Source organism: Rhodoferax sp. GW821-FHT09E07, assembly GCF_059416145.1.
Genome location: NZ_JBWKOP010000012.1, coordinates 21,734 through 46,434 on the forward strand (window position 1 = coordinate 21,734; position 24,701 = coordinate 46,434).

Below are 24,701 nucleotides of genomic sequence, written 5' to 3' on the forward strand. Positions count from 1 at the left end.
TCGGCAAACTGGTCTTGGCGAGGCGCGCATAGCCACCTGCGACAGAACGGAAACGCAACTCGGCCATGAGCCGACCCCGCTGTTGCAGCTCAATCTCAAGCGCTTGTATGCGATGTGTCGGGTCGTGGTTTTTTCGTGCCCAACAGGTCATCTCATGTTGCCACTCAGTGATCATCTGCCGGTACATGAACTACCTCTTGGTAGTCCAATATTTCCACTGCATCCCCAAACTCGCACTACTTTAGCATTCGATGGAAAAACCGTGTTTCTTGTGGTATGCGGGGGAATGCCTCAGGAATCTGCATCGGATCAATACTGATAAACCCGTTTTTTCCATAGAAACGAAGTGCAGCGGCAAACTTATCAGTTGTCGCAAGATAGAGATCTAGCACTTTGGCTGCCGTCGCCGACTGCAGTAGACGCGCCAGCAATTGCTGCGCGACTGCGTGCTCTCGACCTCGATAGGGTGCTTTCACATATAGCCTGCGCAGTGCGCCCTGGCCGCCTCCGATGTCCCGAAGACCAATGACTCCAACTACTTCATGCCCGGACAGCGCAACCCAAAAGTTACCTATGCCCGTCTGGTAGTAGTTGGCTACATCCAGAAGATCCGGTTGATCTGCTGCTTCAATCTCCAAATAGAACTCGGCGCGTTGGATTTCAAGAATGAGGTCAATCACACCGCGCTCAAGCGCAGCTGAGTAACGCACTATTTCGATCATGGAATTCCTTTCATGGTCTCGGTTTTGGTTGCGGCAATACAAATGCAAGATTCATCCTTTGGGCACTTTTGCCGACCGCTTGAAGTTCCATTTAAATGGATTTATATCTATAATAATGGAAATGACCAACAGCCCCCCCCTCCATGAGCGTATCGCCGAAACATTGCGCACCCTGCGGGCCGAGCGAGGTCTGTCGTTGGAGTCTTTGGCCCAAGCCAGTGGTGTTAGTCGGTCAGCGTTATCGTTAATCGAGCGTGGGCAGAGCAGCCCTACTGCCATCGTGCTGGACAAAATTGCCGCAGGGCTGGGTATCACGTTGGGGAAATTGTTTAGCCAAAGCGGAGGGGCCAACGGTGCGCCCGTCACACCATTGGCACGTCGTGCCGAACAAATCGCATGGACTGACCCGGGCTCCGGTTACGTCCGACGAGCAGTATCTCCCATGAATTTTCCTTCGCCAGTTCAGTTGGTTGATGTCGAATTCCCACCCGGTGCCCGTGTAGCCTTCGAGTCCGTATCGCCTACACCTGACTTCCATCAACAGGTCTGGATACTCGACGGTGAGATGACACTCACCACTGGAGACGTCACGTGGCACCTCAAGACTGGTGACTGCTTAGCAATGACGCTTGAGCAACCCACTATCTTCTACAACCCAACAAGCCATTTCACACGCTATTGTGTGGTGATGGTGAGCAGAACCTAGCCAAGTAGGCTTTGAAATGTTTTGCATTCACCCTGAATGCTGCTGCAAACGCCAGGCGCAACTTGAACCGAAACCCTGTTGGCAGTGTCGGCAAAGCAATCCTCTCCAGGTACGTTTAACGCATCTCACGCAGGCAAAGCTAACATGAAACGGTACAAGGCCAACATTTTGATAATTTGCGCGCTTGGCCTTTTGGTCCTGCCTCTGCTTTTGCAGAGTATTGGCAGCGCATGGGTTCGCATCGCCGACATGGCTCTTCTCTATGTGTTACTGGCTTTAGGTCTCAACATAGTGGTCGGCTACGCCGGGCTTCTTGATCTGGGATACGTGGCCTTTTACATGATTGGGGCATACAGTTGCGCACTGCTGACATCCCCGCACTTGATCGAAACTTTCGCCGCCGTCCGAGCGCTGTTTCCGGATGGCATGCACACGCCAATATGGATCATGATTCCGCTGGCCGGCGGCTTGGCCGCTTGTTTGGGGGTCTTGCTGGGCGCGCCAACCTTGCGTCTGCGTGGTGATTATTTGGCGGTCGTCACCCTTGGATTTGGTGAAATTGTTCGAGTGCTAGTCATTAATCTGGATTCGCCAATCAACATTACCAATGGCTCAAGAGGCTTAGGTCCCATTGACCCGATTACTGTGTTCGGCCTCAATTTGGGTAAGTCGATTTCGGTTGCCGGATTCAACGTGGCGCCAGTAACGCTCTACTACTACCTGTTCCTCACGTTGGCTGCTATCAGCCTATTCGTGTGTTCCCGCATCGAGCACTCACGGATTGGGCGAGCTTGGATGGCCATTCGAGAAGACGAAATCGCCGCCAAGGCAATGGGCATCAACACGCGCAACATGAAATTACTGGCATTTGGGACGGGCGCCACGTTTGGCGGGGTATCGGGGGTCATGTTTGGTGCATTTCAGGGCTTTGTTTCACCAGAGGCCTTTACGCTATTGGAGTCGGTCATGATTGCAGCGATGGTCGTTCTTGGTGGCATTGGACACTTGCCAGGTGTAATTTTGGGGGCGATCCTACTGTCTGCATTGCCTGAGGTTTTGCGCTATGTGGCGGCCCCGCTGCGCGACCTGACCGATGGTCGCCTTGATCCGGCGATCCTGCGCCAATTGTTGATTGCGGTATCAATGATCGCCATGATGCTGGCCCGTCCACGTGGTCTGTGGCCATCGAAGGATCACGGCAAATGAGATGGTCGGCACTCATTCCCCTGTTAGGGGGTAACACTACCAACAAGTAGTCCAAGAATTCCGCGCCCTCCCATCTTGGGATGTATCACGAAAAATCTTTGAACACCCGCAAATGTGTGATGCCTTGGTTCTTTGCACTATGCGAACGTCATGAGTATCATGTACCCATTCTCGGAATATAACGATGGAAACTGATGTTTCGATGAGCACTATATTGGCGCAGAAGCTGATTTTGGCTGTTGAAGCGATGCCGGCATTTCCCGAGAGCGTGCGTAAAATTTTGGCATTGACGCAAGACATCAATTGCACACCGAAGGATCTTGTTCAGGTGATTGGCAAAGATCCTGTGGTGACGGTCCGAATTCTGCGGATTGTCAATTCGTCGTACTACAGCCTGCCAAAGAAAATCTCCTCTATCGACCACGCCGTGGTTTATTTGGGCTTTAACACCATCAAGAACCTAGCCGTGGCTATTGCCGCGATCGGCGCACTACCCAAGAAGAACCCTGCAGGCTTTGACGTGCAACTGTATTTGCAGCATTGCTTGTCGACGGCCGGAATTGCGAAGCACTTGGCATCCAGATTGCCTGACGCAGACCCCGTGGACTGCTTCATCGCGGGACTACTGCATGACTTTGGAAAAATTGTGTTGGCTCAGTTCAAGCCTGTGGAATTTCGCTTGGCACTTCGAAATAGCCAGGAAGACGGAGAGTCGCTCCATCTGGCATTGCGGAAAATCATCGGGGTAGACCACTCCACCGTGGGCGCAATGCTGGTTGAGAAATGGCAGTTTTCCCACCAGCTGATCGAGGTCATTCGCCACCAGCATGGACCAGAGCTTCTGGATACCAGCCTAGGTACATGTGTGTTTGCCGCCAACCAGATCAGCAAGAAATTGGAGCTGGGTTTTGCGGGCAACACTTTCGTAGAAGAATTTCCGATATTTGTGCAGCAAAGACTGGGGGGCACTCTGGGGGATTTGGTACTGACTATAAGCAGCATTAGACCCATGTTTGAAGACGCGCAAACTGTGGCGTTGCTTTGAGTCATGCGTGACTATCGATCAGGACAACCAATTCGTGGTACAGCCCCTCTATTTCCTTAAAGTTGATCTCCAACTTTTCGCGTGATCCGATCCAGCGGCTCCACCCCCGCTCTGACAATGGAGGGACCGTCGCTAACGGATCAGACTCCAAGTTGAGTCCAAGCGCCACCGCGTCGGCGAGATGAACAACCTCGGCAAACGCGCTGTACTCTTTCGCGTTGGGATTGGATTCGTGATTGCCTCCGTAGCTGTGGTGGTCACCGATCGCGACCACAATGGCTTCGGGAAGATGCCAATGCCGACACAAAGCTGCACCAATGGTTGCGTGATGGAACCCAAATACTTGCTCTTCCGCGTCGGTTGTCAATAGATTGCCAGCTTCTCGAAGTGACTGTACCTCCGCATAGAGTGCAGGGTAGGTGGCCATCAACGCCAGCTTCCCTATGTCGTGCAAGATGCCTGCCAGAAACAGAAGGTTGGGATTGAGTTTGTTGCTCCGTCCAATTGCCGATGCGCATATGGCTACCGCGATGCTGTGGCGAAAAAGCCTTTGTACCTCAGCCCCGCTCGTCAGTCCGGGGAACTTCTGCGCGGTCATCATGGCAGCCGTAACGACCAGTCGGAGGTTTGAAAAACCTAGAACGATTACGGCTTCGTGGATGGTTTGTACTTGATTGGGTAAACCAAAGAAAGGTGAATTCGCAATTCGCAATACCCTTGCTACAAGACCTTGGTCGCGTGCAATGGATTGCACGACTTGATTGATGTCTGCATCATCGTCATTCAGGTATCCCAAGACCACTCGCGTGGTGCTCGGCAAATTGGGCAACTGCTGAACGGCAGCAATAGCCTGTTCTAGGCTGGGGCGCATCAATTTTCCTTTTGCTTCAGGAATGCCAATATTGCAGACCGAAGTGCTCTGCTAGCCGGCCCATTTCCAGAAAGGCGAAAGCGGCGCTGCAATTTGAGTGCGTCATTGTCCAAATCAACGTGTGCAGTAGATGCAACATTTGGTTGCGTGGCTACCGTTTCTGTAACTAGCTGTCTTGGAGGTGTGTCGCTCATGTGCTGATCCTCGGGACAAAGGTAAATACCATTCCAGAATATTGCCCGCTGCTGGACAAGTTGCGTCCCGCCAAAGTCCACTGCCGTCCTTCCGAATCAATGTGGTCTGAATAGCTGATCTGAGTGGACGGCCAGGGTGGCAGTGTCTCAGCGAATGAAGAAATAGTGTCCTCCTCCATGCGCAGCTCCACAAATGCTTGATTTCGGAGAACAACCATCCCGCTTGGATCCAGGCCCAGCACCGGGAGGGGAAGAAGGTGGAGGGTTTGCTGGGCCACCGAAAGTGCCGTCTGGCCCACCAGCGACCTACGTGCCTGCTCGTCGAGAAGCACGGCGAGCGCCTTGTTACTGCGATTGAGGTCTTCGTTCATCAACCCAATTTCGCGCGTGAGCCGGCCATTCTCATCGCTCAGCTCCTTACGCCTGAAGGCCTCCAGAACATTGTCTTTCAAACTTTGGTCGTCCCAAGGCTTACTCAAAAACTTGTAGATGGCGCCTTGGTTGATGGCGTTCGTTATGGATTGCATGTCTGCATAGCCAGAAAGCACCATCCGCAACGTGTCTGGGTACAGCTCTTTGGCAAGGCGCAGGAACTCCTCTCCGGTCATGTTGGGCATGCGCTGGTCGGAGACGATTACGTCCACATCATTTTTGGCAAGTAGCTCCAGTCCTTCGCTGCCTGAGTTTGCGGTGAGAATGCGATATCCCTCGCGCCGAAGAAGGCGTTTCAAAGCGGAAAGAATGCTCTCCTCATCATCGACTAACAGCAATGTGCGTGTCCTGGTGGGGCGCCCAATCAGTTCTGGAGACAGGCACCAGCCGGACGCCAGTAGCGCAACAGCGTCGGTCGCGGGCATGGGTTTGCCGACGAAGTAGCCTTGAACCGTGTCGCACTGCTCTGCGACCAGCTTTGACAATTGGGCCTCCGTCTCCACGCCCTCGGCGATAAGCGACAGGTTGAGGCTGCGAGCCATTCCTATGATTGCACGAGTAATGGATGCGTCGTTGGGGTTTGTTGTGATGTCCTGAACAAACGTTCTGTCAATCTTCACCGTGTCGATAGGCAGGCGTTTCAGGTACGCCAGACTGGAATAGCCGGTGCCAAAGTCGTCGATGGACAGCCGCACTCCCAGTGCCTTCAAACGGAACAAGAGTGCCTCAGTATGTCGAACGTCCTGCATCAAAAGACTTTCGGTCAATTCAAGTTCCAGCCTTTCTGCGGCCAAACCGGACTCCGAAAGAATGGTTTTGACCGAATCTGGATAAGTCAAATCAACAAGCTGCCGCAGCGAGACATTGACCGCCATGGTTAACCTGTCATATCCCAGGCGGTCCCAAGCCGCCAGCTGTTGGCAGGCGGTCCTCAAAACCCAGGTTCCTACACGGTCGATGAGTCCGGTTTCCTCCAGGATTGGGATGAATTCGGACGGAGGAACGATTCCCCTAGTGGGATGCAACCAGCGAACAAGTGCTTCGAACCCGGTGACGGCGCCGCTGCGACAGGAGGCCTTGGGTTGGTAGTAAACCAGAAACTGGCCCTGCTCCACAGCCACCGCCAGCTCGGTCTCCAAATGGAGGCGCGCACCCAACACCGGAGTCATGCCCGGTTCGTATAGGAGCCAGCTACCCCTTGAGACAACTTTGGCCCGAGACAGTGCGGCTTTTGCATGGTGCAGTGCCTGGTCGATAGTGGTCGCTTGCAGAGTGCAGGCAATGCCTATGCTGGCACCTACAAAAACTTCCTTCCCCGCAACCAGATAGGGGTGCATCAACTCTTCGATCAGTGCCGAGGCGATGCGGCTGACCTGCGCAAAGTTTGTAACGTTCTCTATCAGCAATGCAAACTCATCACCGCCATAGCGGGCCAGAAAGTTGCCCTTCTCAGCATGCACGGCAATCCGTCTCGCGGTTTCAGCCAAGACGTTGTCGCCTGCGGAAAGTCCCATGGCTTCATTCAGAGAGGCCAGGTGGTCCAGATCAATGCAAAGCAGCGCCACTTCGGTGTCACGCGGCAAGGCATTCAGTTTTTCCAGGAGCACGCCACGTCCCGGCAATCCTGTTGCAGGGTCAATGTCGTGCTCCTGAGATACCGGATCGGAGCTTTGCAAACCCTCTGTCATTCAATCCTCCCTAACAGGGTGTCGCCTCAGTGCCGTTTATAGTTTTGTTGGCGGCTTGATGGGCAACACCATTTCGATGTCGTCTCTGGATTCTCGCTGCTGCAGCAATCGGATGAGTTTTTCTGTGAGTACATGTTCTGCGCTTAACAAAACAATGCCGTCGTGGGTTTTGAGGTCTCTTGCCATCACCATGCCCGGCACCAGCGCACTTGTTTTTAGCATGATGGCGGGCGCCTCTGCGGCAGGGGCCGCATTCAGGGTGACTTGCAGAAAGACGTCTACCACCTCTGGGTTAAATTGGGTGCCCCGCCCCCGAGCGATCATAGAGCGCGCTTCGCTGGTGGACAGTTTGGCCTGGCTTAGGTTTCCTGCCTGAAGGTCCAGAAAAGCTTCGACGACGACCAGAATGCTTGCGGAAATCGAGAGAGCGTCACCGGCAAGGCCGTCTGGAAACCCCAGTCCGTCATATCGCTCATGGTGGGAGCGTATGAGTGCTGCGACGCCATACATATCGTCCTGTGACATTAGCGCTTGCTCACCCCACACTGGATGCCGCCGATACAAGGTCAATTCGCTTTCCGAAAGACGACCTACGGGTTTTGACAGCACTTCGTCAGACAACCCAATCTGGCCAATATCGTGCAGCAACCCGGCCACAAAGAGCTCTTGTTGTAACGCATCGGGTAGGCCCATGCTCACGGCTGTGCGGCGCGCCAAGTCGGCTACCAAGCGCGAATGGCCGCTCAGGTTGCCGCCGCGCAACTCCATCAGATTGGAAAACACCTTGATGGTGTTCAAGTAGTTCTTTTTGAGTTTTCCGTTCGCGGCCTGGAGCTCTTGTGTGCGTGCCTGAACCTTCGCCTCCAGACCAGAGTTGAGAGTTTTCAACTCTTCGTTTTGCAGAAATACCTGGTCTTCCAGTTTCTTTTTCTCACGCTCCAACGTCTTGCGCTCAAGAGCCTGCTGCACGATCAAGACCAAGTCGTGGTCGTCCCATGGCTTGGTGATGTAGCGGTAAATCTCTCCGCGATTTATTGCTTCGATGATGGAAGACACATCCGCGTAGCCCGTCAGCAGAAGACGCATGGTGTCCGGCCACCGTTGACGAACGTGTTCCAAAAACTTGGATCCGTCCATCTCGGGCATCCGCATATCGGATATCACCAGATCCACAGGGGTGCTCTCGAGTACAGTTAGTCCAGCCTGACCACTTTCCGCAACGATTACCTGAAATCCGTGGGGACGCAACAGGCGCCGTAATGCAGAGAGAATATTGGCCTCATCGTCTACACACAGAACGGTGCGCGGACTGGGACTTGCTTCGACAGGTTGCGCACTCATTGCGATTCCGTTTTCTCTGTTTGCGTCAGTGGAAGTACCAACCGGAAAGTGGTTCCTTTTCCAACTTCTGTTTGCACGTCGATTTGTCCATGGTGTTTTTGAACAATTCCATAAGAAAGTGACAGCCCCAATCCCGTCCCTTTTCCGACGGGCTTGGTGGTGTAAAACGGGTCAAAAATTCGCGGCACCACATCTTTTGGAATGCCGCTGCCATTGTCAGCCACTTCAATCCAGGCAGTTTCATTCTCAATTCCCGTACGAATCCATATTTTTCCGCGTTCCGGACCAATGGCGTGCGCTGCGTTCACCACCAGGTTCATGACCACCTGGTTGATCTCTGAAGGAATGCATTGCACCGGCGGAATATCACCATATTCCTTGATGATGTCGGCCTTGTATTTCACCTCGTTATTGACCACATTCAGCGTGGAGTCAATGCCCTGGTTCAGATTGGTAAAGCTCCACTCCGGTTTGGCATCCACGTGAGAGAAGTCTTTCAAATCCTGAACAATTTTGCGCACCCGCACGATGCCTTCCTTTGATTCCTTCATGAGGTCCGGGATGTCCTCTTTCAGGAAATCAACTTCAAGCGCTATGCGCTTGGCCTGCATCTCCTTGACAACATTAGGATCCCCATAGCTTTTTTCGGAATTTTCGTAGAAATTCAGCATTTCAAAGAGGCTACCCAGATAGGTCTCTAGCATTCCATAATTGGAAAAAATGTAACCAATGGGATTGTTGATCTCGTGGGCGACCCCCGCGGCCAATTGCCCAATGGATGCCAGTTTTTCGGATTGCACCAAATGCTCCTGTGCCGTAACCAACTTGGCATTCAGCAGATTGAGTTCCGAGTTGCGTTTGGTAAGTTCATATTCCACTTGTTCCCGGTGTTCAACGTCTTTGCGCAGAGTGGTGTTCACCTCGGCCAGTTGTGCTGTGCGTTGCTCAACGATCTGTTCCACCTCCAACTGCGATTTCATCAGGGCACCTTCGGCAACTTTTCTTTCAGTAATGTCTTGCAGGGTCTCCATGGCTCCCACGATTTTCCCGCTTGCATCTTTGAGTGGTGCTGCGGTAAAAAATAGCCAACGTCCAGAAGTTCCTAGCCGTGGAAAAAAACCTTCCGCTTCGTAGGCGTCTGGAATGATGAGCGAACTTCGGTATGTGTTTTGATACAGATCTGAAATGATGTCGACTATGGCGCCTTCGACAATCAGATCCGCCATAACTGGGCGTTCGACCCCGTAGAAGATCTTTCCAAGACCGCGCTGTCCAATGACGTCGCTAGCCGGAACACCCAAGAGGTGAGCGCACGCCTTGTTGTAATGGGTGACAACATGATCGACGTCGATGATGAACGTCGCAATGGGACTGCCCTCAAAGAAGCTCGAGGGATCCAGATCATTGAGTCTAGAGTGCATATGCCGGCGCGTGCGTTTAATTTGAATTAAAACTAAAAACGGTCAGCATTCAATATGACGCTTAGTGGACGATTTACCTGTGTCGTCGGGTTGCCGCCACGTTGTATCCAGACCTCCCTACTTTGCCTGAAATTGCAATGAGCTGTGGGTAGGGTTTATCACTTAAAAAATGGTGAGTCAAGGGCCCTGGGTTGGCCGCACAAAGCCAAGCGCTCTCGCATGGTGTTCGGGCGGTAGCAGACATGCAGTGATATCAAATCGTCAATCAGCCACTTAAAAATATGAGACTATGAGGGGTCTGCTGACGAGACAACAACCTCACAGGAGATCCAGCGATGTCGCATCTCATCCGAATGTGTTTGATCTTGGTCTTTTCTTGTTTGACGATGTACGGTGCTCACGCGCAATCCCCGTCGCCTCGTCAAGGCGCTCCTGCGGAGACGAGTTTGGATGCAATGCGGCAGGTAGTTGCTAATGCCAGCAAGCATGGCGCGCCGTGGAGTGGGCCGGTGTCAGGCCCTGCAGCGGAGCCCGGCGCCACTGTTGCGATCGTCAGCGAAGACCTGCGCAACGGCGGCATTCTTGGGGTTGGCAAGGGTATTCAGGAAGCAGCAAAAGCGATTGGTTGGAAAACCAAAATCTATGATGCCAGCGGTACGTCTTCCGGTCGTGCCAACGCGCTCGCCGCGGCGTTGGCCTCGAAGCCGGATGGCGTCATCTTCGTGGGTGTCGACGTGAAGGAAGTCCAAGCCCAATTGGCCCCCTTTGAAGCCCGCAAGATACCGATGGTGGGTTGGCATGTTGGTCCTAACGCCGGCCCGATCGCAGGCAGTCCGATTTCCATGAATGTGTCTACCAACCCGCTGGAAGTGGCACGCATTACAGCGATGGCGGCGGTTGTCGCGTCCGAGGGACGTGCGGGGGTAGTGATCTTCACAGACAGCAACTTCGAAATCGCTGTGGCCAAGTCCAATGCCATGGCGGATGTCATACGGGCGTGCAAAGGATGTCGTCTGCTGGAAATCAAAGATTTGGCGATTTCCAGAAGTGCCGAACTTATGCCTGCCGCAACGCAGGACCTACTCAAACGTTACGGTCCGCAATGGACCCATGCCTTGGCCATCAATGACATCTACTTTGACTATGCCGCACCAGAGCTGACCCATTCCGGAAAATCCAGCAAAAGCGTCAACATGCTTTCCGCTGGTGATGGTAGTGCTGCCGCATTCCTGCGCATTCAGGCCGGCACATTTCAGACTGGCACTGTTTCCGAACCATTGAATCTCCATGGCTGGCAACTGGTGGATGAATTGAATCGCTTGCTGGCCCATCAGCCGGTCAGTGGCTACGTTATTCCTGTGCATTTGGTTACCGCCGAAAACATTGCTTTTGATGGAGGAACCCTGCGTCAATACGACCCCGATAACGATTACCGCAACGTCTACCGTCGCATCTGGAAACGTTGAAGGCGCGCAGCCCCCTGTTGTTGAACATGCACTTCCGGCTACCCCGGTCTCTGCGCAGCCAGTTCATACTGGCACTCTCGGCACTGGCCCTCCTGGTCCTGGCTGGTGGCGCAACTGCCGTGTACGCCCTTCGCGTCAATACCGATGCCACCAAGCTCCTGGTCGAAAAGCGCCTGGTGCAGATGCAGGATGCACAAGACCTTGTTCGCCGCACCTTGCTCATCGAGCGTGAAGCCTACCAATTGGCTACTGCAGCATCTGTTGATGCCATGCGCGAAAGTTTTTCCGACGTCCTCAAGCAACTGGAATTGTTCGACCACACCATAGATCGCTTGGCTGCTGCCGATGATGACCTTGCTGTACTGGATCTCCACCAGTCCAGCCAATTGTTCCGCAATACGGTGAATATCGTCGGGCAGTTGCGAGAGAGTGAATTGCAAATTTCCACGCAGAAGCCGTCCAAGACCAATGCTGGGGAAAACCAACAGTTTCATACCGAACTGCGAGAACAGGCCGGCCTGATGGTCGAGACGACACAGGCCCAGTCCGACCGTGTAACCCAGGCCTACCGGGATGCAATGCTCTTGCTGGCGGAGACATCCCAAAAAAACCAGCGCTGGGTTTTGGCATTGCTCTCAGCAAGCTTATTGCTTGCCTGGCTGGTAGCGCAAAGCTTCCTTGGTAAACATGTGCTTGCACGTCTGGAATTGGTTAGCCAAAGTCTGCGTGCAACCAAAATGACCTCGGGGAATTTTGTGGTCCCGGTCCAGGGGGGGGACGAGATCGGCTACATGGCGCGCGCAGTCGAGCAGTTTCAGGAGGACCGCCGGTTGCTGGCCTTGGCCAATGCTGCTCTGCTGGTGGAGAAGGACCGGCAAGAAGAGCTGATTCGCAAGCTGGCGCAAGCCCACAGCCAACTTCTGCAGTCGGAGAAGCTAGCCGCGATTGGCCAGTTGGCGGCCGGCGTGGCGCACGAAATTAACAACCCTGTCGCCTTCGTCAATTCGAACCTGGGCACTTTGCAGGGCTACGTGGAAGACCTGTTCAAAACCCTGACCGCTTACGAACAGAGCGAGAAGGAAATGAGTCCTACAACGCAGCAGGCTATGCATGCACTGAAGCAGCAAATAGACATTGTCTATTTGCGCGAGGACGTGAGCAGTCTCTTGGCTGAATCCATGAGTGGCTTGCAGCGGGTGAAGCGCATCGTGCAGGATTTGCGGGACTTTTCCCACGTGGACGAAACTGACAAACAATGGGCCAATCTCGAGTCTGGCCTCGACAGCACTCTGAATGTGGTGGGAAGCTCGCTTAAGGACAAGGCCGAGGTGGTTAAGGAGTACGGTGACATTCCAGAGGTTGAGTGCATCCCATCCCAAATCAATCAAGTGTTTATGAATCTTCTCATCAATGCTGGGCAGGCCATTGAGGGGCGTGGCCGCATCACCTTGCGCACTGGCGCAGATGACGTACATGTCTGGGTAGAGATACAAGACACTGGGTGCGGCATATCGCCAGAGCATCTAGACCGGATATTTGACCCCTTCTTCACAACCAAACCTGTTGGCATAGGAACCGGACTGGGCCTCTCAATTTCATACGGCATCATTGGCCGACATAATGGGAAGATTGAGGTGAAAAGTGAACAGGGTAAAGGATCGACTTTTAAGGTGTTGCTACCGCGCCAGAGGGTTCGCAACTTGTCAACCTGAAATCCATGTAACCATTACAAATAGCCTTCTTGCGCGAGTGCAGCACTTCAAGTAAGCTGAACTCGGTTGTTGGAGACGAATTTTTCAGCAGTGCGACGTCAATACCCGCATAGAGGTATACGCGGCGCCTAAACCATGCAGGGAGGTACTGCGTTGGTACTGGATCGTTTTACATCCAACCGCCGGGCCTTATTCTTGTACACGCTGGCGACGGATGCTCGACATGTACGTTTAGCCCTCGGGGTGCTGATTGCGTCTGCTATTGTTTTTCTGGCAGTGGCTCCCTTTGCCCGCCTTGCGCTGCCACCACTTCCTGCATTCATTCCGATCTACCAGTCGGCGCTGATCACTAACGACCTTATCACCGCCGTCTTGCTGCTGGGGCAGTACCGCTTCTTGCGTGCCCGTGCGTTGCTCGTGTTAGCGAGCGGATATTTGTTTTCTGCCTTCATGGCGATGGCCCACGCCCTCAGTTTTCCTGGACTCTTTTCAGCGACAGGGGCCTTGAATGCGGGGCCCCAAACTACGGCCTGGCTGTACTTTCTTTGGCACGGCGGATTCCCGCTCTTTGTGATGGGATACCTCTACACGAAGAATCGAGCGCTTCGGGAGGCGCCACATGAGGCGCGGGCATCGGTCGCGGCTCATCGACCCATTGTTCTGGCGCTGTTATTCGCCGCTCTTTTATGCGCGAGCTTAGTAGTACTCACAACCGTGGGGCACGATTTTCTGCCTGTCATCATGCGCGGAAACAAAGATGACACTGGAAAGCAGCTGGTTGCTGCATGTACATGGACATTATCCCTGCTTGCGCTGGTGTGCATGTGGAGGGGGCGCCCACACAGTGTCCTGGATCTCTGGTTGATGGTCACGCTTGTCGTGTGGATATTCGACATTGCTCTCGCATCGGTGCTCAATGGCGGCAGGTTTGATCTAGGCTTTTACGGAGGACGGGTGTACGGCCTTCTTGCATCGTCCTTTGTGTTGATCGTGTTGCTGCTGGAGAACAGCCGTCTTTATGCTGACCTGGCCGATGCCAATGCGCGTGAACAGGAGCACAGTGAAGAACTGGAGCGAGCCCGAAATGCAGCTGATGCGGCAGCAAAAGCGAAATCCGATTTTCTTGCGGCAATGAGTCACGAAATTCGGACTCCCATGAACGGTGTCATTGGCATGGTGGATGTACTGGCCAGGTCAAGCCTCAAGGCGCATCAAGTAGCCATGGTCGATCTCATTCGCGACTCTGCCTATTCGTTGCTTTCCATCATTGACGATATTCTGGACTTCTCGAAGATTGAAGCCGGTCGCCTCGAGATCGAAAGTGAACCCATGGACATTGCGGATGTGGTTGAAAAAGTCTGCACCATGCTGAATCGGCTCGCAGAAAAACAGAAGGTGGAACTGATCCTCTTTACAGACCCCGCAATTCCAGAGGTGGTTCTAGGAGACGCCCTGCGCTTGCGCCAGGTGCTCATCAACCTTGCCAACAATGCCATCAAATTCTCGGGCGGCACCACGTTGAATGGGCGTGTCATCGTCCGGGCGCAACTGCAGACACGCGTGAACGAGCAAGTTTTTGTTGAATTTCAGGTTATTGACAATGGAATCGGTATGACCGAAGCGACTGTTGGTGGCCTGTTTGAAGCCTTCACCCAAGCGGATGTGTCAACGACAAGGCGGTTTGGTGGTACCGGTCTCGGATTGTCCATTTCCAGCAACCTGGCCAAACTGATGGGCGGGGGCATTTCAGTAACCAGTACCCTGAACAAAGGCTCAACATTTACTCTACGTCTCCCATTTACTACGTGCCCATCGCAGCAGCGGAAAGAAGGCCCCGATGCATTGGTGAAGGGGTTGAACTGCCTGCTCATTGGCAATGGAGAAACGCAATCTGGCGATCTGATGACCTATCTCCAGGACGCTGGCGCTCAGGTGCACCGGGCGCGCAGTCTTGACGAAGCCAGTGCCTTGGCGCAGTCGCTTCCCGGGGGGCAGTGGATATGGATAGTCAACACGCCTGCCGATACGCCTGTTGCCATAGAGAGGCTGCGCGAAGTGTCGCGTCAAAACCCTGCCACGGATACGCGTTTTGTGGTGGTAGGTCATGGTCACAACCGGTACCCGCAGCAGTTTGACGCGGATCGCATCTCGATTGATGGCAATGTGTTGACACGCAGTGCCCTACTACAGGCCGTTGCTATTGCAGCAGGGCGCGCGCAGTATGCGGATGAGCAACTGGACGTCCCCGGCGCCTCGCCAATACCGATTCCGGCAGCGCTCTCGCGCGAAGAAGCTCGTCGACAGAGGCGACTGATTTTGGTGGTTGAGGACAATGCCATCAATCAGAAAGTCATCATGCAACAACTCGCGTTGCTGGGTTTCACTGCAGATCTTGCAAGTGAGGGCCAGCAAGCCCTGTTGCGATGGCGCAGCGGTGACTATGCCCTAGTCATTACAGATCTTCACATGCCAGGGATGGATGGTTATCAGTTGACTTTAGCAATACGCGGGGAAGAACTGGCCAACCAGGCCGGACGTGGACGTCAAGCCTCCCACCAGTCCATTGAGCGGATTCCCATTGTGGCTCTGACCGCCAATGCGCTGAAGAGTGAAGCCGCGCGTTGCCTTTCAGCGGGCATGAATGACTATATGAGCAAGCCCACTCCCCTGGCTGATCTGCAAGTATTACTGGAGAAGTGGCTTCCTGTTTCACCTTTTTCGATGGGAGGAGAGTTGTCCTCCAGCGTGCCACTGGATATTCAGGTTCTCCGGACCCAAATTGGCAACGACCCTAAGTTGATCTCCGAATTTCTACGGGTATTCCAGGAAAACGCAGTGCAAATTGCGCGTGATATTAGGCATGCCTGTGACAACAGGGACGCAAGTGGGGCGGTTGCCGCCGCGCACAAACTGAAGTCTGCGGCTCGCGCCGTCGGAGCGCTGGCACTAGGGGAGATGTGCGCATCCATTGAGGACATAGGAAGCACTGAGCATGTGGAAGCGTTGCGCATCGCGGCTGAGCGTGTAGAGACTGAGATGCGAACTGTGGATCGGTACCTTACCCGAATTTTGTCGGTGGAAAAGGGGGACACACATGGGCAGCAAATTTGAGACACATATTCTCGTGTTGGACGATGAGCCGTTCATGCTCAAGTTGCTTGTGCAACTCCTGATGAATGCGGGCTTCAAAAACGTAACCAGTTGCGATAGTGGACAAGCGGGATTGGCTTTGGTGGACCGGGCCCTCAATCGCCCCGAGCTCATCCTCTGTGATCTGAACATGCCGGGAATGGATGGTGTGGAATTCATCCGAAGGCTTGTGGAGCATGGCTACCCGGGATGCATGATCCTCGTCAGCGGTGAGGATGAACGTACCTTGCAGGCGGCGCGCAAACTGGTCCAGGCGCATCACATTGATATCTTGGGCAGTCTTCGCAAACCAGTCTCTCCTCAAACGTTGACGGACTTGTTGGCCAAATGGGTTCCGGTTCAGAACTCAATACCCCTTGTGTCCGAGAAGCAGTACGGGGCCGATCGACTTGGTCTGGCCATCAAGGAAAAAGAACTGGTCAACTACTACCAGCCCATAGTCTCGGTGGAGACGGGCGAGGTGGACAGTGTCGAGACCTTGGTACGCTGGCTGCATCCCCAGGATGGGTTGGTGTTCCCGGATAGGTTTATTGGGGTTGCCGAGACGCATGGATTGATCGATGCGTTGACCCACCATGTTTTGGAGCAATCATTGGTGGATGTGGCCAGTTGGAATCGGCAAGGGCTGAGGCTGAAGGTGGCGATCAACATCTCCATGGTTAACTTGAATGCCCTGGATTTCCCCGAGTATGTGTCCACAAAGGCCATCGCCGCGGGGATTCCTCCGCAGTCGATCATGCTGGAGGTCACTGAAAGTCAGCTGATGCATGACTTGCGTGCGCCCCTTGAAATCCTGATGCGCCTGCGCCTGCGTCGGTTTGGTCTATCCATTGACGATTTTGGAACCGGTCACTCATCACTTGTGCAACTGCGAGACCTGCCATTTGAGGAGCTGAAAATAGATCAAAGCTTTGTGCACGGTGCCCACGGCAACGAAACAAATCGCGCCATCTTCCTTGCCAGTTTGAGACTAGCCAATGAGTTGGGTATGTCTGTCGTCGCTGAAGGCGTGGAAGACCAGGTTGATTGGAGAATGCTGATGGAAACTGGTTGTGGCCTGGCGCAAGGCTATTACATTGCACGACCAATGCCGGCGAGCCAAATGGAAAACTGGATCGAGGATTGGAAGGATCGGTGGAATTCGGGGGAGCTTCGCCCTCGCACGGGTGGATGAAATCGGGCAATTTAAAGCGCCAAGAAAGCAATTGCACAAAGAGACGGTCTGGCAGTAGACTTGCGTGCCATCCCCGCATGGAGTCGACATGAAAACACGCAACTGGACGGTTCGTGGGAAACTGACTTTGGCCTTTGGAGCCTTGGCCATCATCATGGTCCTTGTCTCCGGAATTGCGATGAAATCACTCGGCGATGCCAATGCGCGATTTGCCGACTTTATTCAGGGAATAAACGCGCGCCTGCTTCTGTCTTATGAAGTGCGAACCGCGGTCGAGCGGCGTGCCATTGCCGCCCGTGATCTTGTGAATGCCGCTACGCCAAAAGACAGAGAGATCGTCAAAATAGAAGTCACCAAAGCGCATGCGGATGTGCAGCAGCATATGGCAGAGCTCCTGAAGATGGTTTCTGATCCGAGCGTTCCTGAAGAGGTTCGGAAGATGGTGATGAAGATGGCGGACATTGAAAACCGCTACGCACCCGTGGCACTTGGTATTGTCGAACTGGCGCTCAACGAGAAGCGTGAGGAAGCGATCGCCAAGATGAATTCGGAATGCCGGCCACTCTTGGTCGCGCTCAATGAAGCCGCCCAAAGCTACCGTGACTTCACTGTTGCGCGATCAACCAAGATGGTGGAGCATGCTGCCGCGGACTACGCTTTCCAACGTAATTTGCTGTTGGCCGCCTGTTTGCTGGCCTTTGCGACTGCGGGCGTGGCCGGTACGTTGATTGTCCGCAGTCTGACGCGGGCCCTTGGTGCAGAGCCTCACCAACTGGGCAATGTGGCTCGGCGCGTTGCTGAGGGCGATCTAAGCCCTGTGCTGGGTGTATCCAGCGCACGCGCAGGAAGCGTGCTGCAGTCATTGGGCAATATGCAACACAGTCTCGCAAGCGTCGTAGCGCAAGTGCGCAATAGCAGTGACAGCATTGCGACGGGTTCCACCCAGATTGCTACCGGAAATTCGGATCTCAGTCAGCGTACTGAGGAGCAGGCCAGCAATTTGCAGCAAACCGCAGCTTCGATGGAGCAGTTGTCCGGCACGGTCAAGATGAGCGCGGAAACTGCGCGCGAAGCGAATCAACTCGCGGCCGATGCCGCAACGGCGGCAGAGCACGGCGGCCAGATGATGGTGCATGTCGTCAGTACCATGAACGGCATTTCGGAGTCTTCGCGGAAGATCTCTGACATTATTGGCGTCATTGATGGAATTGCTTTTCAGACCAATATCCTTGCACTGAATGCAGCCGTGGAGGCCGCCCGTGCCGGTGAGCAGGGGCGTGGCTTTGCAGTTGTTGCAGGCGAAGTGCGGACATTGGCACAGCGCAGTGCTGAGGCCGCCAAGGAGATCAAGGGTTTGATTAATACAAGTGTCGAGAGGGTGGAAGCAGGTACGCGGCAAGTAGATGGAGCCGGAGCTTCCATTGGTGAAATAGTGAGCAGGGTTCAGCGGGTAAGCCAGATGATCAACGAACTCTCCAACGCGTCTACTGAACAGTCGCTAGGTATCAACCAGATAGGAAATTCGGTGCAGCAGCTGGATCACGTGACCCAACAGAACGCAGCGTTGGTGGAGGAGATTGCGTCGGCGGCAGAGAGTTTGCGCAATCAGGCGGTGCAGCTGACTGAAGTGATGAGTGGGTTCAAGCTGGAAGGCGCTGCGATTTAGTCCAGGCACGCCAAATTCTCCGGAATCCTTTGGTTTGTTTTTTATACTGAGGCTGCTTGCCCAGTTGTTTTAAGGCTTGCAACAGAAGTGGGCGCAAACCGACATAACGTTTATGTCTTGTTTTGTGACCACTTTGTTGCCGTTCTTGCTTGCAAGGTGCTGTGCGATGAAGTCCACAGCGTCGATTAAGTGCCACGTATTCCAGCTCGGCTCCATAACCACTGCACTTTCGCTGTTTTTTTGTGGTCTTGAGCGCCTGCGCCCGAACCTCCCGTCTGCCCGAACCAGAATCTCCCTGCTTCCCAATTCGCCGGATGGAACTGCGTGGCAACAATGCAGTTCAGTTGGGTAATGGATAGTCTGTCCGGCCCAAAAAAAGCGAAACCCCGTTACGCAAGTGTGTCGGTGACGCTACTATGAAGGAGCGTTGGGCCTGTGTGCACAGCGCCAGCCGCTGACCGGAAGTACACGTTCAAAGAGTTGACTTCCAGCCTCTTTCATTCTGCGTAAACTATTCGGAAATAAAAATAGCCGCTCGATTCATAATTTAGACCATGTTTCCCCGCGCGCACAAAAACGTCGAATACTCAGGACCCAGTTCATGGACGACATCCGCGTTGGCGGCAAACTTAGATTCATCCGTTGGAGCCGCACGATTCTGTTCGGCAGCTTGGTCTCCCTTGCAGGCCTCTGTGGCGCTCAATCCGTCCTGAGAATTGCCCGTATTGAAAATGTCCCGGACCAGCAGGTCGGCGCCGAGATTCTTGCGGCTGTGTATAGCAAGTTGGGCATCCAACTTCAGTTCGTGGACGGGCCTGCCAAACGCTCACTGGTGGAGTCGAGTGAAGGTCGCCTCGATGGTGAAATTCAGCGTGTGCTGGATGTGCAGAACGAATACCCGACTTTGCTTGCCGTTCCGGTGCCCATCAACTACATAGAACCCATGGCGTTCACCAAGCGCGCAAGCTTTGTTGTGAACGGATGGGACTCGCTTCGCGCCTACAGGATCGGAATCGTACGTGGCGTGGGTTCGTCGGAACGGGGGACCTCTGGAATGCCGCAGGTGGAGCCTACGACCAGCATGGAGCAGATGATGCTGATGCTCAATGCGGATCACACGGACGTCGCCGTCAACGATCTATTCAGTGGGGTGCTTGTTTTGCGCAGGCTTGGGCTTCAAGACACCATCCATCCTCTTTTTCCCGCGTTGCAACATATTGAGCTATACCATTTTCTCAATGAGCGTCATCGTGCCCTTGTACCCCGGGTCGAAACTGTAATTCGACAAATGAAGTCGAATGGCGAGTTAGCCAGCTTGCGCAAAAAAATAACTGACCGCATGCTTGCTGAGATTCCAAAATAGCCCATATTCTGGGGCACGTTGCCAACGTGCTCATCAAGAACGCCCAGAAACTGCCGCAGAAGCTCTACAAGTTACTGACTTAAGGCGGAGGCACGGGGGTGCAGGGACACAAGAAGTTCACCATGGCCACCGACATCCCAGTCTATTTCTGCGATCCGCAAAGCCCATGGCAACATGGAAGCAACGCGAACACAAATGGCTTGCCGAGACAGCATATGCCAGAGGGCATGGACCTCTAGGGTTTCTCTCGGGTTCAACTCAACACGATTGCGAGGCAATTGAATGGGTGGCCGCGCAAAACGCTCGGCTTCCAAACGCCTGCTGAGATGTTCAGCGAATGTGCTGCATCGACCGGTTGAATCCGTCACCCAATGCGGTCTTCCGGCAAACCAGATTCATGTCCAAGTAACGGCCATTCAACGGAGGCTCACCAAGCGGGTCCGATAGACAGCCGAAATGCAGCAGTTGCCATTGGCGCCAACCAGCAGCATACCGGTCGGCGCAGCATCAACCACCGCACGAAACAAGCCATCCCCGGCAAAAAAACGGCGAATGAAGCGAGTTGGTCGTCATGAGTTTGTGTGCCCACGCGTCGCCGTTGCGTTAACGCGATTTATCACCTCCAATGCGGCCTCGTTCGCGTAGCTTCGCTGCGCAGAGTCCTTTTCAAATTGGTAGTCGCGCAATGCCAGCGCAGTATCAAGAAGCATGTCACGCACGGAGTTCAGAATGTCGACAAGGTCCTGCACTGAAGTTTCGGGGCTGTTCGGCCCGTCAGGGATATTGCTGTCTGTCATAGAGCCCCACCGTAAGAAATGTTTTAAAAGCTAGTCCAATCGGCATCCTCGCCGTTGGCACCACCGTTTGCTGGCGCCTTAGGGGCTGCCGTTGGCAAGCGAGGTGCGGCTGGCTTGGAGGTATTCGTTTTGGTACTGGCACTCTGCTTTAGAGCGGCCATTTTGGCAGGCGCAAACTGCTTCGGTGCGCTGTGGTGTATTGCCGTGGCAGACGGATGGCTGCCAGGTGTGAGTACGCCATTACCCTGCATGAGCTTGAACACCGCCACCGTTCCCACCAAATCTTGCGCCTGCGATTTGAGGCTGCTCGCTGCGGCGGCCATTTGCTCAACCAGGGCCGCATTTTGCTGGGTGGCTTGGTCCATCTGCGTTACCGCCTCACCTACTTGGGTCACTCCCGCACTTTGCTCCGAGCTCGCTGCGCTGATCTCCCCCACGATGTCTGTCACGCGGCGAATGGAACCCACTACCTCCGTCATGGTGGTCCCGGCTTGATCCACAAGCGCAGTGCCGTGCTCGACCCGCTCAACGCTGGCGTTAATCAGCCCCTTGATTTCCTTGGCGGCTTCGGCACTACGTCCGGCCAAACTGCGCACCTCTGAGGCCACCACGGCAAAGCCCCGACCCTGTTCGCCCGCGCGGGCTGCCTCCACCGCCGCATTCAAGGCCAGGATATTGGTCTGAAAGGCAATACCGTCGATCACGCTGATGATGTCGGCTATTTTTTTGGAGGAGTCGTTGATGCCCTTCATGGTGTCTACAACTTGGGCCACCACTTCACCCCCTTTGACCGCCACTGCGCTGGCGCTTTGTGCCAGTTGGTTGGCTTGGCGGGCGTTGTCGGCGTTTTGTTTGACGGTGGAACTGAGCTCCTCCATCGAAGCCGCTGTCTCTTCGAGTGCACTGGCCTGGTTTTCGGTGCGGGCACTGAGGTCGTGGTTCCCCTGCGCAATTTCTGCCGAAGCAGTAGACACGCTCTCAGACCCCAGGCGTACCGCTGAAACCACCCGCGTGAGCGAGGTTTGCATGCGCTCCATGGCGGCCAGAACGCTGGTCGTGTCGCCGCTGCGCACGTGAAGGTGGACCGTCAAGTCACCGTTGGCCACTCGCCCGGCCGCGTCGCTCAATTCAGCAGGCTCCCCGCCCAATGCACGAGTCAGGCTACGCGTGATTAGCAGGCCAGCAACAACCGCCAGCAGCGATACGAGCGCGCAAGCCCCGATCAGCAGGTTGCGTTGCGCGACGTAGTCTGCCTCCGCCTGTTCTACGCGCTTTGTGGCCAAAGTATGCGCAAACGCAGCGTAGTCGCTTGCTGCATTGTTCAGGCTGGCCAGCAAGGGACGGCATTCCTTATCGATCTTGGCAATGGCCTCGTCCCGTTTGTCATGCAGAGCTTTGTCAACAATGTCTAGCGCCACTGGGGCGTAAGCCCGTTCAATCTTGTCCATTTCACCCACCAGACGGCGCGCCTCTTCTGATTCATCTGGCGCCTGAACCATTTGCAGCAGCTTGGCCAAGTTCTCAGTCGTAGCCTTGTGGGCGGCAGTGACCTTTTGGGTTTCCAGCGCCAAATCGGCAGGGCTGCTGACCAGCACCATGTTGCGCACAGCAATACCCCGCAAATTGACGGCGGTTCGTACCGCCTCCCCCATGGAGGCGCGCGCATTGATGCCATTGACGAAGACCTTGAACCGGGTGTCGGCGTCGGCCAGCGATTTGATGGCAAAGCCACTGATCAATAGAACCATAAGCGTTAACAGTCCAAACGCCGCAGTTAACTTGGCACGTGTCGTCATGTTGTTCATATTGTTTCCTTGGATGGGCTGCTAACCGTATCTTGGGTTTGTCACTGAACGAATCTGAGTTCGTTTGGCGAAAAGGATATGCCGTTTTGCCGGAAAATGCGAGCCTTTTGCATGTTGCCACCGGCATCTGCTTGACAGGTTTCAGTACTTGTTCCTGGCCACCAGTGATACCGCTGCTGTGCTGCATGAATCACACCATGCCTGATTTCTAGGGGCAGATGGCCCTGTCAATCAAGGATTGGCCCGCACTGTCGCGGTTCAATCGGCGCCAACAGCCTCAAGGTTCAATCGACGTTAAAGCCCTGTGCACATGGGTTCTAATTACCTCGGTAATCTACTGCGCCAACGGCAACTTTAGGCTCCAATGACATGCGTCCATCTCCCAATGCAACCTCGCCAATATATCCATCAACTATATGGCTCGCATTGAGACTTGTACTGCGCCATCCCGCCACGATTGTCATTCTGGCTGCATGTACGATGGTGCATGCGGGTCCAGATACTGCCAATGCATCGACTACTTACGACTACCCTAAGCTCATCTTGGGTTTCAGGCCACAGGCGCATGAAACCCGGGATCCAGTTTCCGGCTTGCTCCATCCAGGCCTGAGTTTGACGAAAAACCAGTTGGACACGATGCAGCGTCATGTGCGCAACGGGGACGAGCCCTGGGCCAGTGCCTTCGAGGCGTTTGCAAAGAACGCGCGCAGCGCGCCCAGTCCCCGTGTCTACTATCAATCGGAATGGACCGAAATATTACATGGGCCGGCCAATCAGACTGGCAACTACATCACGGTTCGAATGGCGATGGACGCTGATGTGGCGTTTCATCAAATCGTGATGTGGTACGTCACAGGTAATGAGCTGTACCGGGTCAATGCCCTGAACGTTATCAGGAACTACTTCTCCATTACCAAAGTTGAACCGCATTGGGATTCTCAGATTCGATGGGGGATTGCCGCTTATAAACTCTGCCTCGTAGCGGATCTCTTGCGCCACACCGACGGTAATACCGAAGCCAGCCGATGGACGGACAACGACCAGAGTCGTTTTACAAATTTGGTAAAGATGGGGGTAAATCTTGTCGCAGGCCCCGGTTACTGGATGAACCAGCATCAGTTCGCGACGATGGGGATGGTAGCAACGGCTGTCGTTCTGGACGACAAATTGCTCTACCAGCAGGCAGTGGAACGCACGACGGTCAACTCGGCCGGCCAACAAGGGGGACGTAACGGCTCCATCCAATGGCAGATGCGTCTGGTCACCTCGGACGCCAGCACTGGCCGACCCGTTGACACACCGCAGGTGCAGGTCGTTGAAATGGCACGTGACCAGGGCCACGCGTGGATCGATCCGACCGCTCTTTCGCTGCTTGCACAGGTGGCGTTTAACCAGCGTACCCGGGTCGATCCGGTCAGCGGTGTTCCCAGTGAAGGCCGCAACGCGGTCGAAGTGTTTGACTTCCTGGACCATCGCCTCCTGGCGGGGGCCGACTACATCACGCGATACAGCTTCGGCGAGACCGTTGACTGGATTCCGGTTGTGATGTCCGAAGGAACTCCCCCGCAAATCGGAGCGGTCATTGTTGGACCGCCCCGTCAAATGACGCAAGGAATTCTTTACAACTACTACCGCTATATCAAAAAGTGGGACCGACAAGACCCTCGGTTCCGAGCCGTAGCGCACGCCTATGAATCGATTTTCCCGGAGGGTGACGGTGGAACTGACATGCCGGGGAATGGGACGCTGTTCTATACGCCGGATGCGGGGGGCATTCGATAGTCAGCGGATATCCTTTGAATCTCAGGTGCTTGCAGAACGGCACCGTGTGATTCAACTGATTGGCTGGATGATGATGGATTTGGAGCCAAGACTGCGAGGCGCCTGGCGAGCAAAAGCTGTTCGATACAGCCAGATGCTCAAAGGCTTTGACAGGGCGCCG

At 54.5% G+C, this 24,701-nt stretch carries 17 protein-coding genes and 1 pseudogene; 11 read left to right on the plus strand and 7 right to left on the minus strand.

Going from position 1 to position 24,701, the window contains the following annotated elements; all coding sequences use genetic code 11:
* Nucleotides 1-236: 236 nt before the first annotated feature.
* On the minus strand, nt 237-722 hold the full coding sequence (locus tag AC07OE_RS19955; RefSeq protein WP_495072305.1) for a GNAT family N-acetyltransferase: 486 nt from the start codon (nt 720-722) through the stop codon (nt 237-239).
* A gap of 58 nt (nt 723-780) precedes the next feature.
* Here AC07OE_RS19955 and AC07OE_RS19960 point away from each other — a divergent pair, with 58 nt between their 5' ends.
* The 3 genes from AC07OE_RS19960 to AC07OE_RS19970 all read left to right on the plus strand — a co-directional run bounded on the left by AC07OE_RS19960 (nt 781) and on the right by AC07OE_RS19970 (nt 3,679).
* The gene (locus AC07OE_RS19960; RefSeq protein ID WP_495072306.1) at nt 781-1,428 is read left to right on the plus strand and encodes a helix-turn-helix domain-containing protein; all 648 of its coding nucleotides are present in this window, start codon (nt 781-783) and stop codon (nt 1,426-1,428) included.
* Between the two features lie 144 nt (nt 1,429-1,572).
* On the plus strand, nt 1,573-2,634 hold the full coding sequence (locus AC07OE_RS19965) for a branched-chain amino acid ABC transporter permease (RefSeq protein WP_495072307.1): 1,062 nt from the start codon (nt 1,573-1,575) through the stop codon (nt 2,632-2,634).
* Nucleotides 2,635-2,818: 184 nt separating this feature from the next.
* On the plus strand, nt 2,819-3,679 hold the full coding sequence (locus AC07OE_RS19970; RefSeq protein WP_495072308.1) for an HDOD domain-containing protein: 861 nt from the start codon (nt 2,819-2,821) through the stop codon (nt 3,677-3,679).
* A 1-nt stretch (nt 3,680) separates the two neighbouring features.
* Here AC07OE_RS19970 and AC07OE_RS19975 read toward each other — a convergent pair whose 3' ends face one another.
* The 4 genes from AC07OE_RS19975 to AC07OE_RS19990 form a co-directional block, all read right to left on the minus strand.
* Nucleotides 3,681-4,550, minus strand: a complete 870-nt coding sequence (locus tag AC07OE_RS19975; protein WP_495072309.1) for an HDOD domain-containing protein — start codon at nt 4,548-4,550, stop codon at nt 3,681-3,683.
* Nucleotides 4,551-4,740: 190 nt separating this feature from the next.
* Complete coding sequence (locus AC07OE_RS19980; protein ID WP_495072310.1) at nt 4,741-6,864, minus strand: EAL domain-containing protein; 2,124 nt, start codon at nt 6,862-6,864, stop codon at nt 4,741-4,743.
* A gap of 36 nt (nt 6,865-6,900) precedes the next feature.
* Nucleotides 6,901-8,205 carry a response regulator c-di-GMP phosphodiesterase, NosR family gene (gene nosR / locus AC07OE_RS19985; protein WP_495072311.1) on the minus strand — a complete coding sequence of 435 codons (1,305 nt, stop codon included), beginning with the start codon at nt 8,203-8,205 and terminating at the stop codon, nt 6,901-6,903.
* Entirely contained in the window at nt 8,202-9,626 is a 1,425-nt protein-coding gene (locus AC07OE_RS19990) for an ATP-binding protein (protein ID WP_495072312.1), read from the minus strand. Before AC07OE_RS19990 ends, nosR begins: the two co-directional genes overlap by 4 nt.
* A 386-nt stretch (nt 9,627-10,012) precedes the next feature.
* On the opposite strand from AC07OE_RS19990, the gene AC07OE_RS19995 reads away from it, so the two are divergent.
* From AC07OE_RS19995 to AC07OE_RS20025, 7 genes and pseudogenes are all read left to right on the plus strand, one after another.
* A complete protein-coding gene (locus tag AC07OE_RS19995) occupies nt 10,013-11,092 on the plus strand; it encodes a substrate-binding domain-containing protein (protein ID WP_495072329.1) in 1,080 nt (359 codons plus the stop codon).
* Nucleotides 11,093-11,211: 119 nt separating this feature from the next.
* Nucleotides 11,212-12,804: an ATP-binding protein gene (locus tag AC07OE_RS20000; RefSeq protein WP_495072313.1), complete on the plus strand. Its 1,593-nt coding sequence runs from the start codon at nt 11,212-11,214 to the stop codon at nt 12,802-12,804.
* Nucleotides 12,805-12,939: 135 nt separating this feature from the next.
* Nucleotides 12,940-15,915, plus strand: a complete 2,976-nt coding sequence (locus AC07OE_RS20005; protein ID WP_495072314.1) for a hybrid sensor histidine kinase/response regulator — start codon at nt 12,940-12,942, stop codon at nt 15,913-15,915.
* Complete coding sequence (locus AC07OE_RS20010) at nt 15,899-17,128, plus strand: EAL domain-containing response regulator (protein WP_495072315.1); 1,230 nt, start codon at nt 15,899-15,901, stop codon at nt 17,126-17,128. Before AC07OE_RS20005 ends, AC07OE_RS20010 begins: the two co-directional genes overlap by 17 nt.
* A gap of 88 nt (nt 17,129-17,216) precedes the next feature.
* Nucleotides 17,217-18,794: a methyl-accepting chemotaxis protein gene (locus tag AC07OE_RS20015; protein WP_495072316.1), complete on the plus strand. Its 1,578-nt coding sequence runs from the start codon at nt 17,217-17,219 to the stop codon at nt 18,792-18,794.
* A 601-nt stretch (nt 18,795-19,395) separates the two neighbouring features.
* Nucleotides 19,396-20,157, plus strand: a complete 762-nt coding sequence (locus AC07OE_RS20020; RefSeq protein ID WP_495072317.1) for a substrate-binding periplasmic protein — start codon at nt 19,396-19,398, stop codon at nt 20,155-20,157.
* 17 nt (nt 20,158-20,174) lie between these two features.
* Nucleotides 20,175-20,516: pseudogene (locus tag AC07OE_RS20025) on the plus strand (IS30 family transposase); the annotation flags it as partial.
* A 210-nt stretch (nt 20,517-20,726) separates the two neighbouring features.
* On the opposite strand, the gene AC07OE_RS20030 reads toward AC07OE_RS20025, so the two are convergent.
* Nucleotides 20,727-20,954 carry a hypothetical protein gene (locus tag AC07OE_RS20030; protein ID WP_495072318.1) on the minus strand — a complete coding sequence of 76 codons (228 nt, stop codon included), beginning with the start codon at nt 20,952-20,954 and terminating at the stop codon, nt 20,727-20,729.
* Between the two features lie 23 nt (nt 20,955-20,977).
* Nucleotides 20,978-22,750 (minus strand): methyl-accepting chemotaxis protein, encoded by a 1,773-nt coding sequence (locus tag AC07OE_RS20035; RefSeq protein WP_495072330.1) that lies wholly within the window; start codon nt 22,748-22,750, stop codon nt 20,978-20,980.
* A 378-nt stretch (nt 22,751-23,128) separates the two neighbouring features.
* On the opposite strand from AC07OE_RS20035, the gene AC07OE_RS20040 reads away from it, so the two are divergent.
* On the plus strand, nt 23,129-24,541 hold the full coding sequence (locus tag AC07OE_RS20040) for an alginate lyase family protein (protein ID WP_495072319.1): 1,413 nt from the start codon (nt 23,129-23,131) through the stop codon (nt 24,539-24,541).
* Nucleotides 24,542-24,701 lie beyond the last annotated feature (160 nt).

Bases quoted from the DNA above. Each gene is read 5' to 3' on its own strand.
- AC07OE_RS20040 (WP_495072319.1), top strand. From the start codon at position 23,129: ATGCGTCCATCTCCCAATGCAACCTCGCCAATATATCCATCAACTATA.
- AC07OE_RS19965 (WP_495072307.1), top strand. From the start codon at position 1,573: ATGAAACGGTACAAGGCCAACATTTTGATAATTTGCGCGCTTGGCCTT.
- AC07OE_RS19980 (WP_495072310.1), bottom strand. From the start codon at position 6,864: ATGACAGAGGGTTTGCAAAGCTCCGATCCGGTATCTCAGGAGCACGAC.
- nosR (WP_495072311.1), bottom strand. From the start codon at position 8,205: ATGAGTGCGCAACCTGTCGAAGCAAGTCCCAGTCCGCGCACCGTTCTG.
- AC07OE_RS20005 (WP_495072314.1), top strand. From the start codon at position 12,940: ATGCAGGGAGGTACTGCGTTGGTACTGGATCGTTTTACATCCAACCGC.
- AC07OE_RS20015 (WP_495072316.1), top strand. From the start codon at position 17,217: ATGAAAACACGCAACTGGACGGTTCGTGGGAAACTGACTTTGGCCTTT.
- AC07OE_RS19970 (WP_495072308.1), top strand. From the start codon at position 2,819: ATGGAAACTGATGTTTCGATGAGCACTATATTGGCGCAGAAGCTGATT.
- AC07OE_RS20010 (WP_495072315.1), top strand. From the start codon at position 15,899: ATGGGCAGCAAATTTGAGACACATATTCTCGTGTTGGACGATGAGCCG.
- AC07OE_RS20030 (WP_495072318.1), bottom strand. From the start codon at position 20,954: ATGACAGACAGCAATATCCCTGACGGGCCGAACAGCCCCGAAACTTCA.
- AC07OE_RS19995 (WP_495072329.1), top strand. From the start codon at position 10,013: ATGTACGGTGCTCACGCGCAATCCCCGTCGCCTCGTCAAGGCGCTCCT.
- AC07OE_RS20035 (WP_495072330.1), bottom strand. From the start codon at position 22,750: ATGACGACACGTGCCAAGTTAACTGCGGCGTTTGGACTGTTAACGCTT.
- AC07OE_RS19975 (WP_495072309.1), bottom strand. From the start codon at position 4,550: ATGCGCCCCAGCCTAGAACAGGCTATTGCTGCCGTTCAGCAGTTGCCC.
- AC07OE_RS20020 (WP_495072317.1), top strand. From the start codon at position 19,396: ATGGACGACATCCGCGTTGGCGGCAAACTTAGATTCATCCGTTGGAGC.
- AC07OE_RS19990 (WP_495072312.1), bottom strand. From the start codon at position 9,626: ATGCACTCTAGACTCAATGATCTGGATCCCTCGAGCTTCTTTGAGGGC.
- AC07OE_RS19955 (WP_495072305.1), bottom strand. From the start codon at position 722: ATGATCGAAATAGTGCGTTACTCAGCTGCGCTTGAGCGCGGTGTGATT.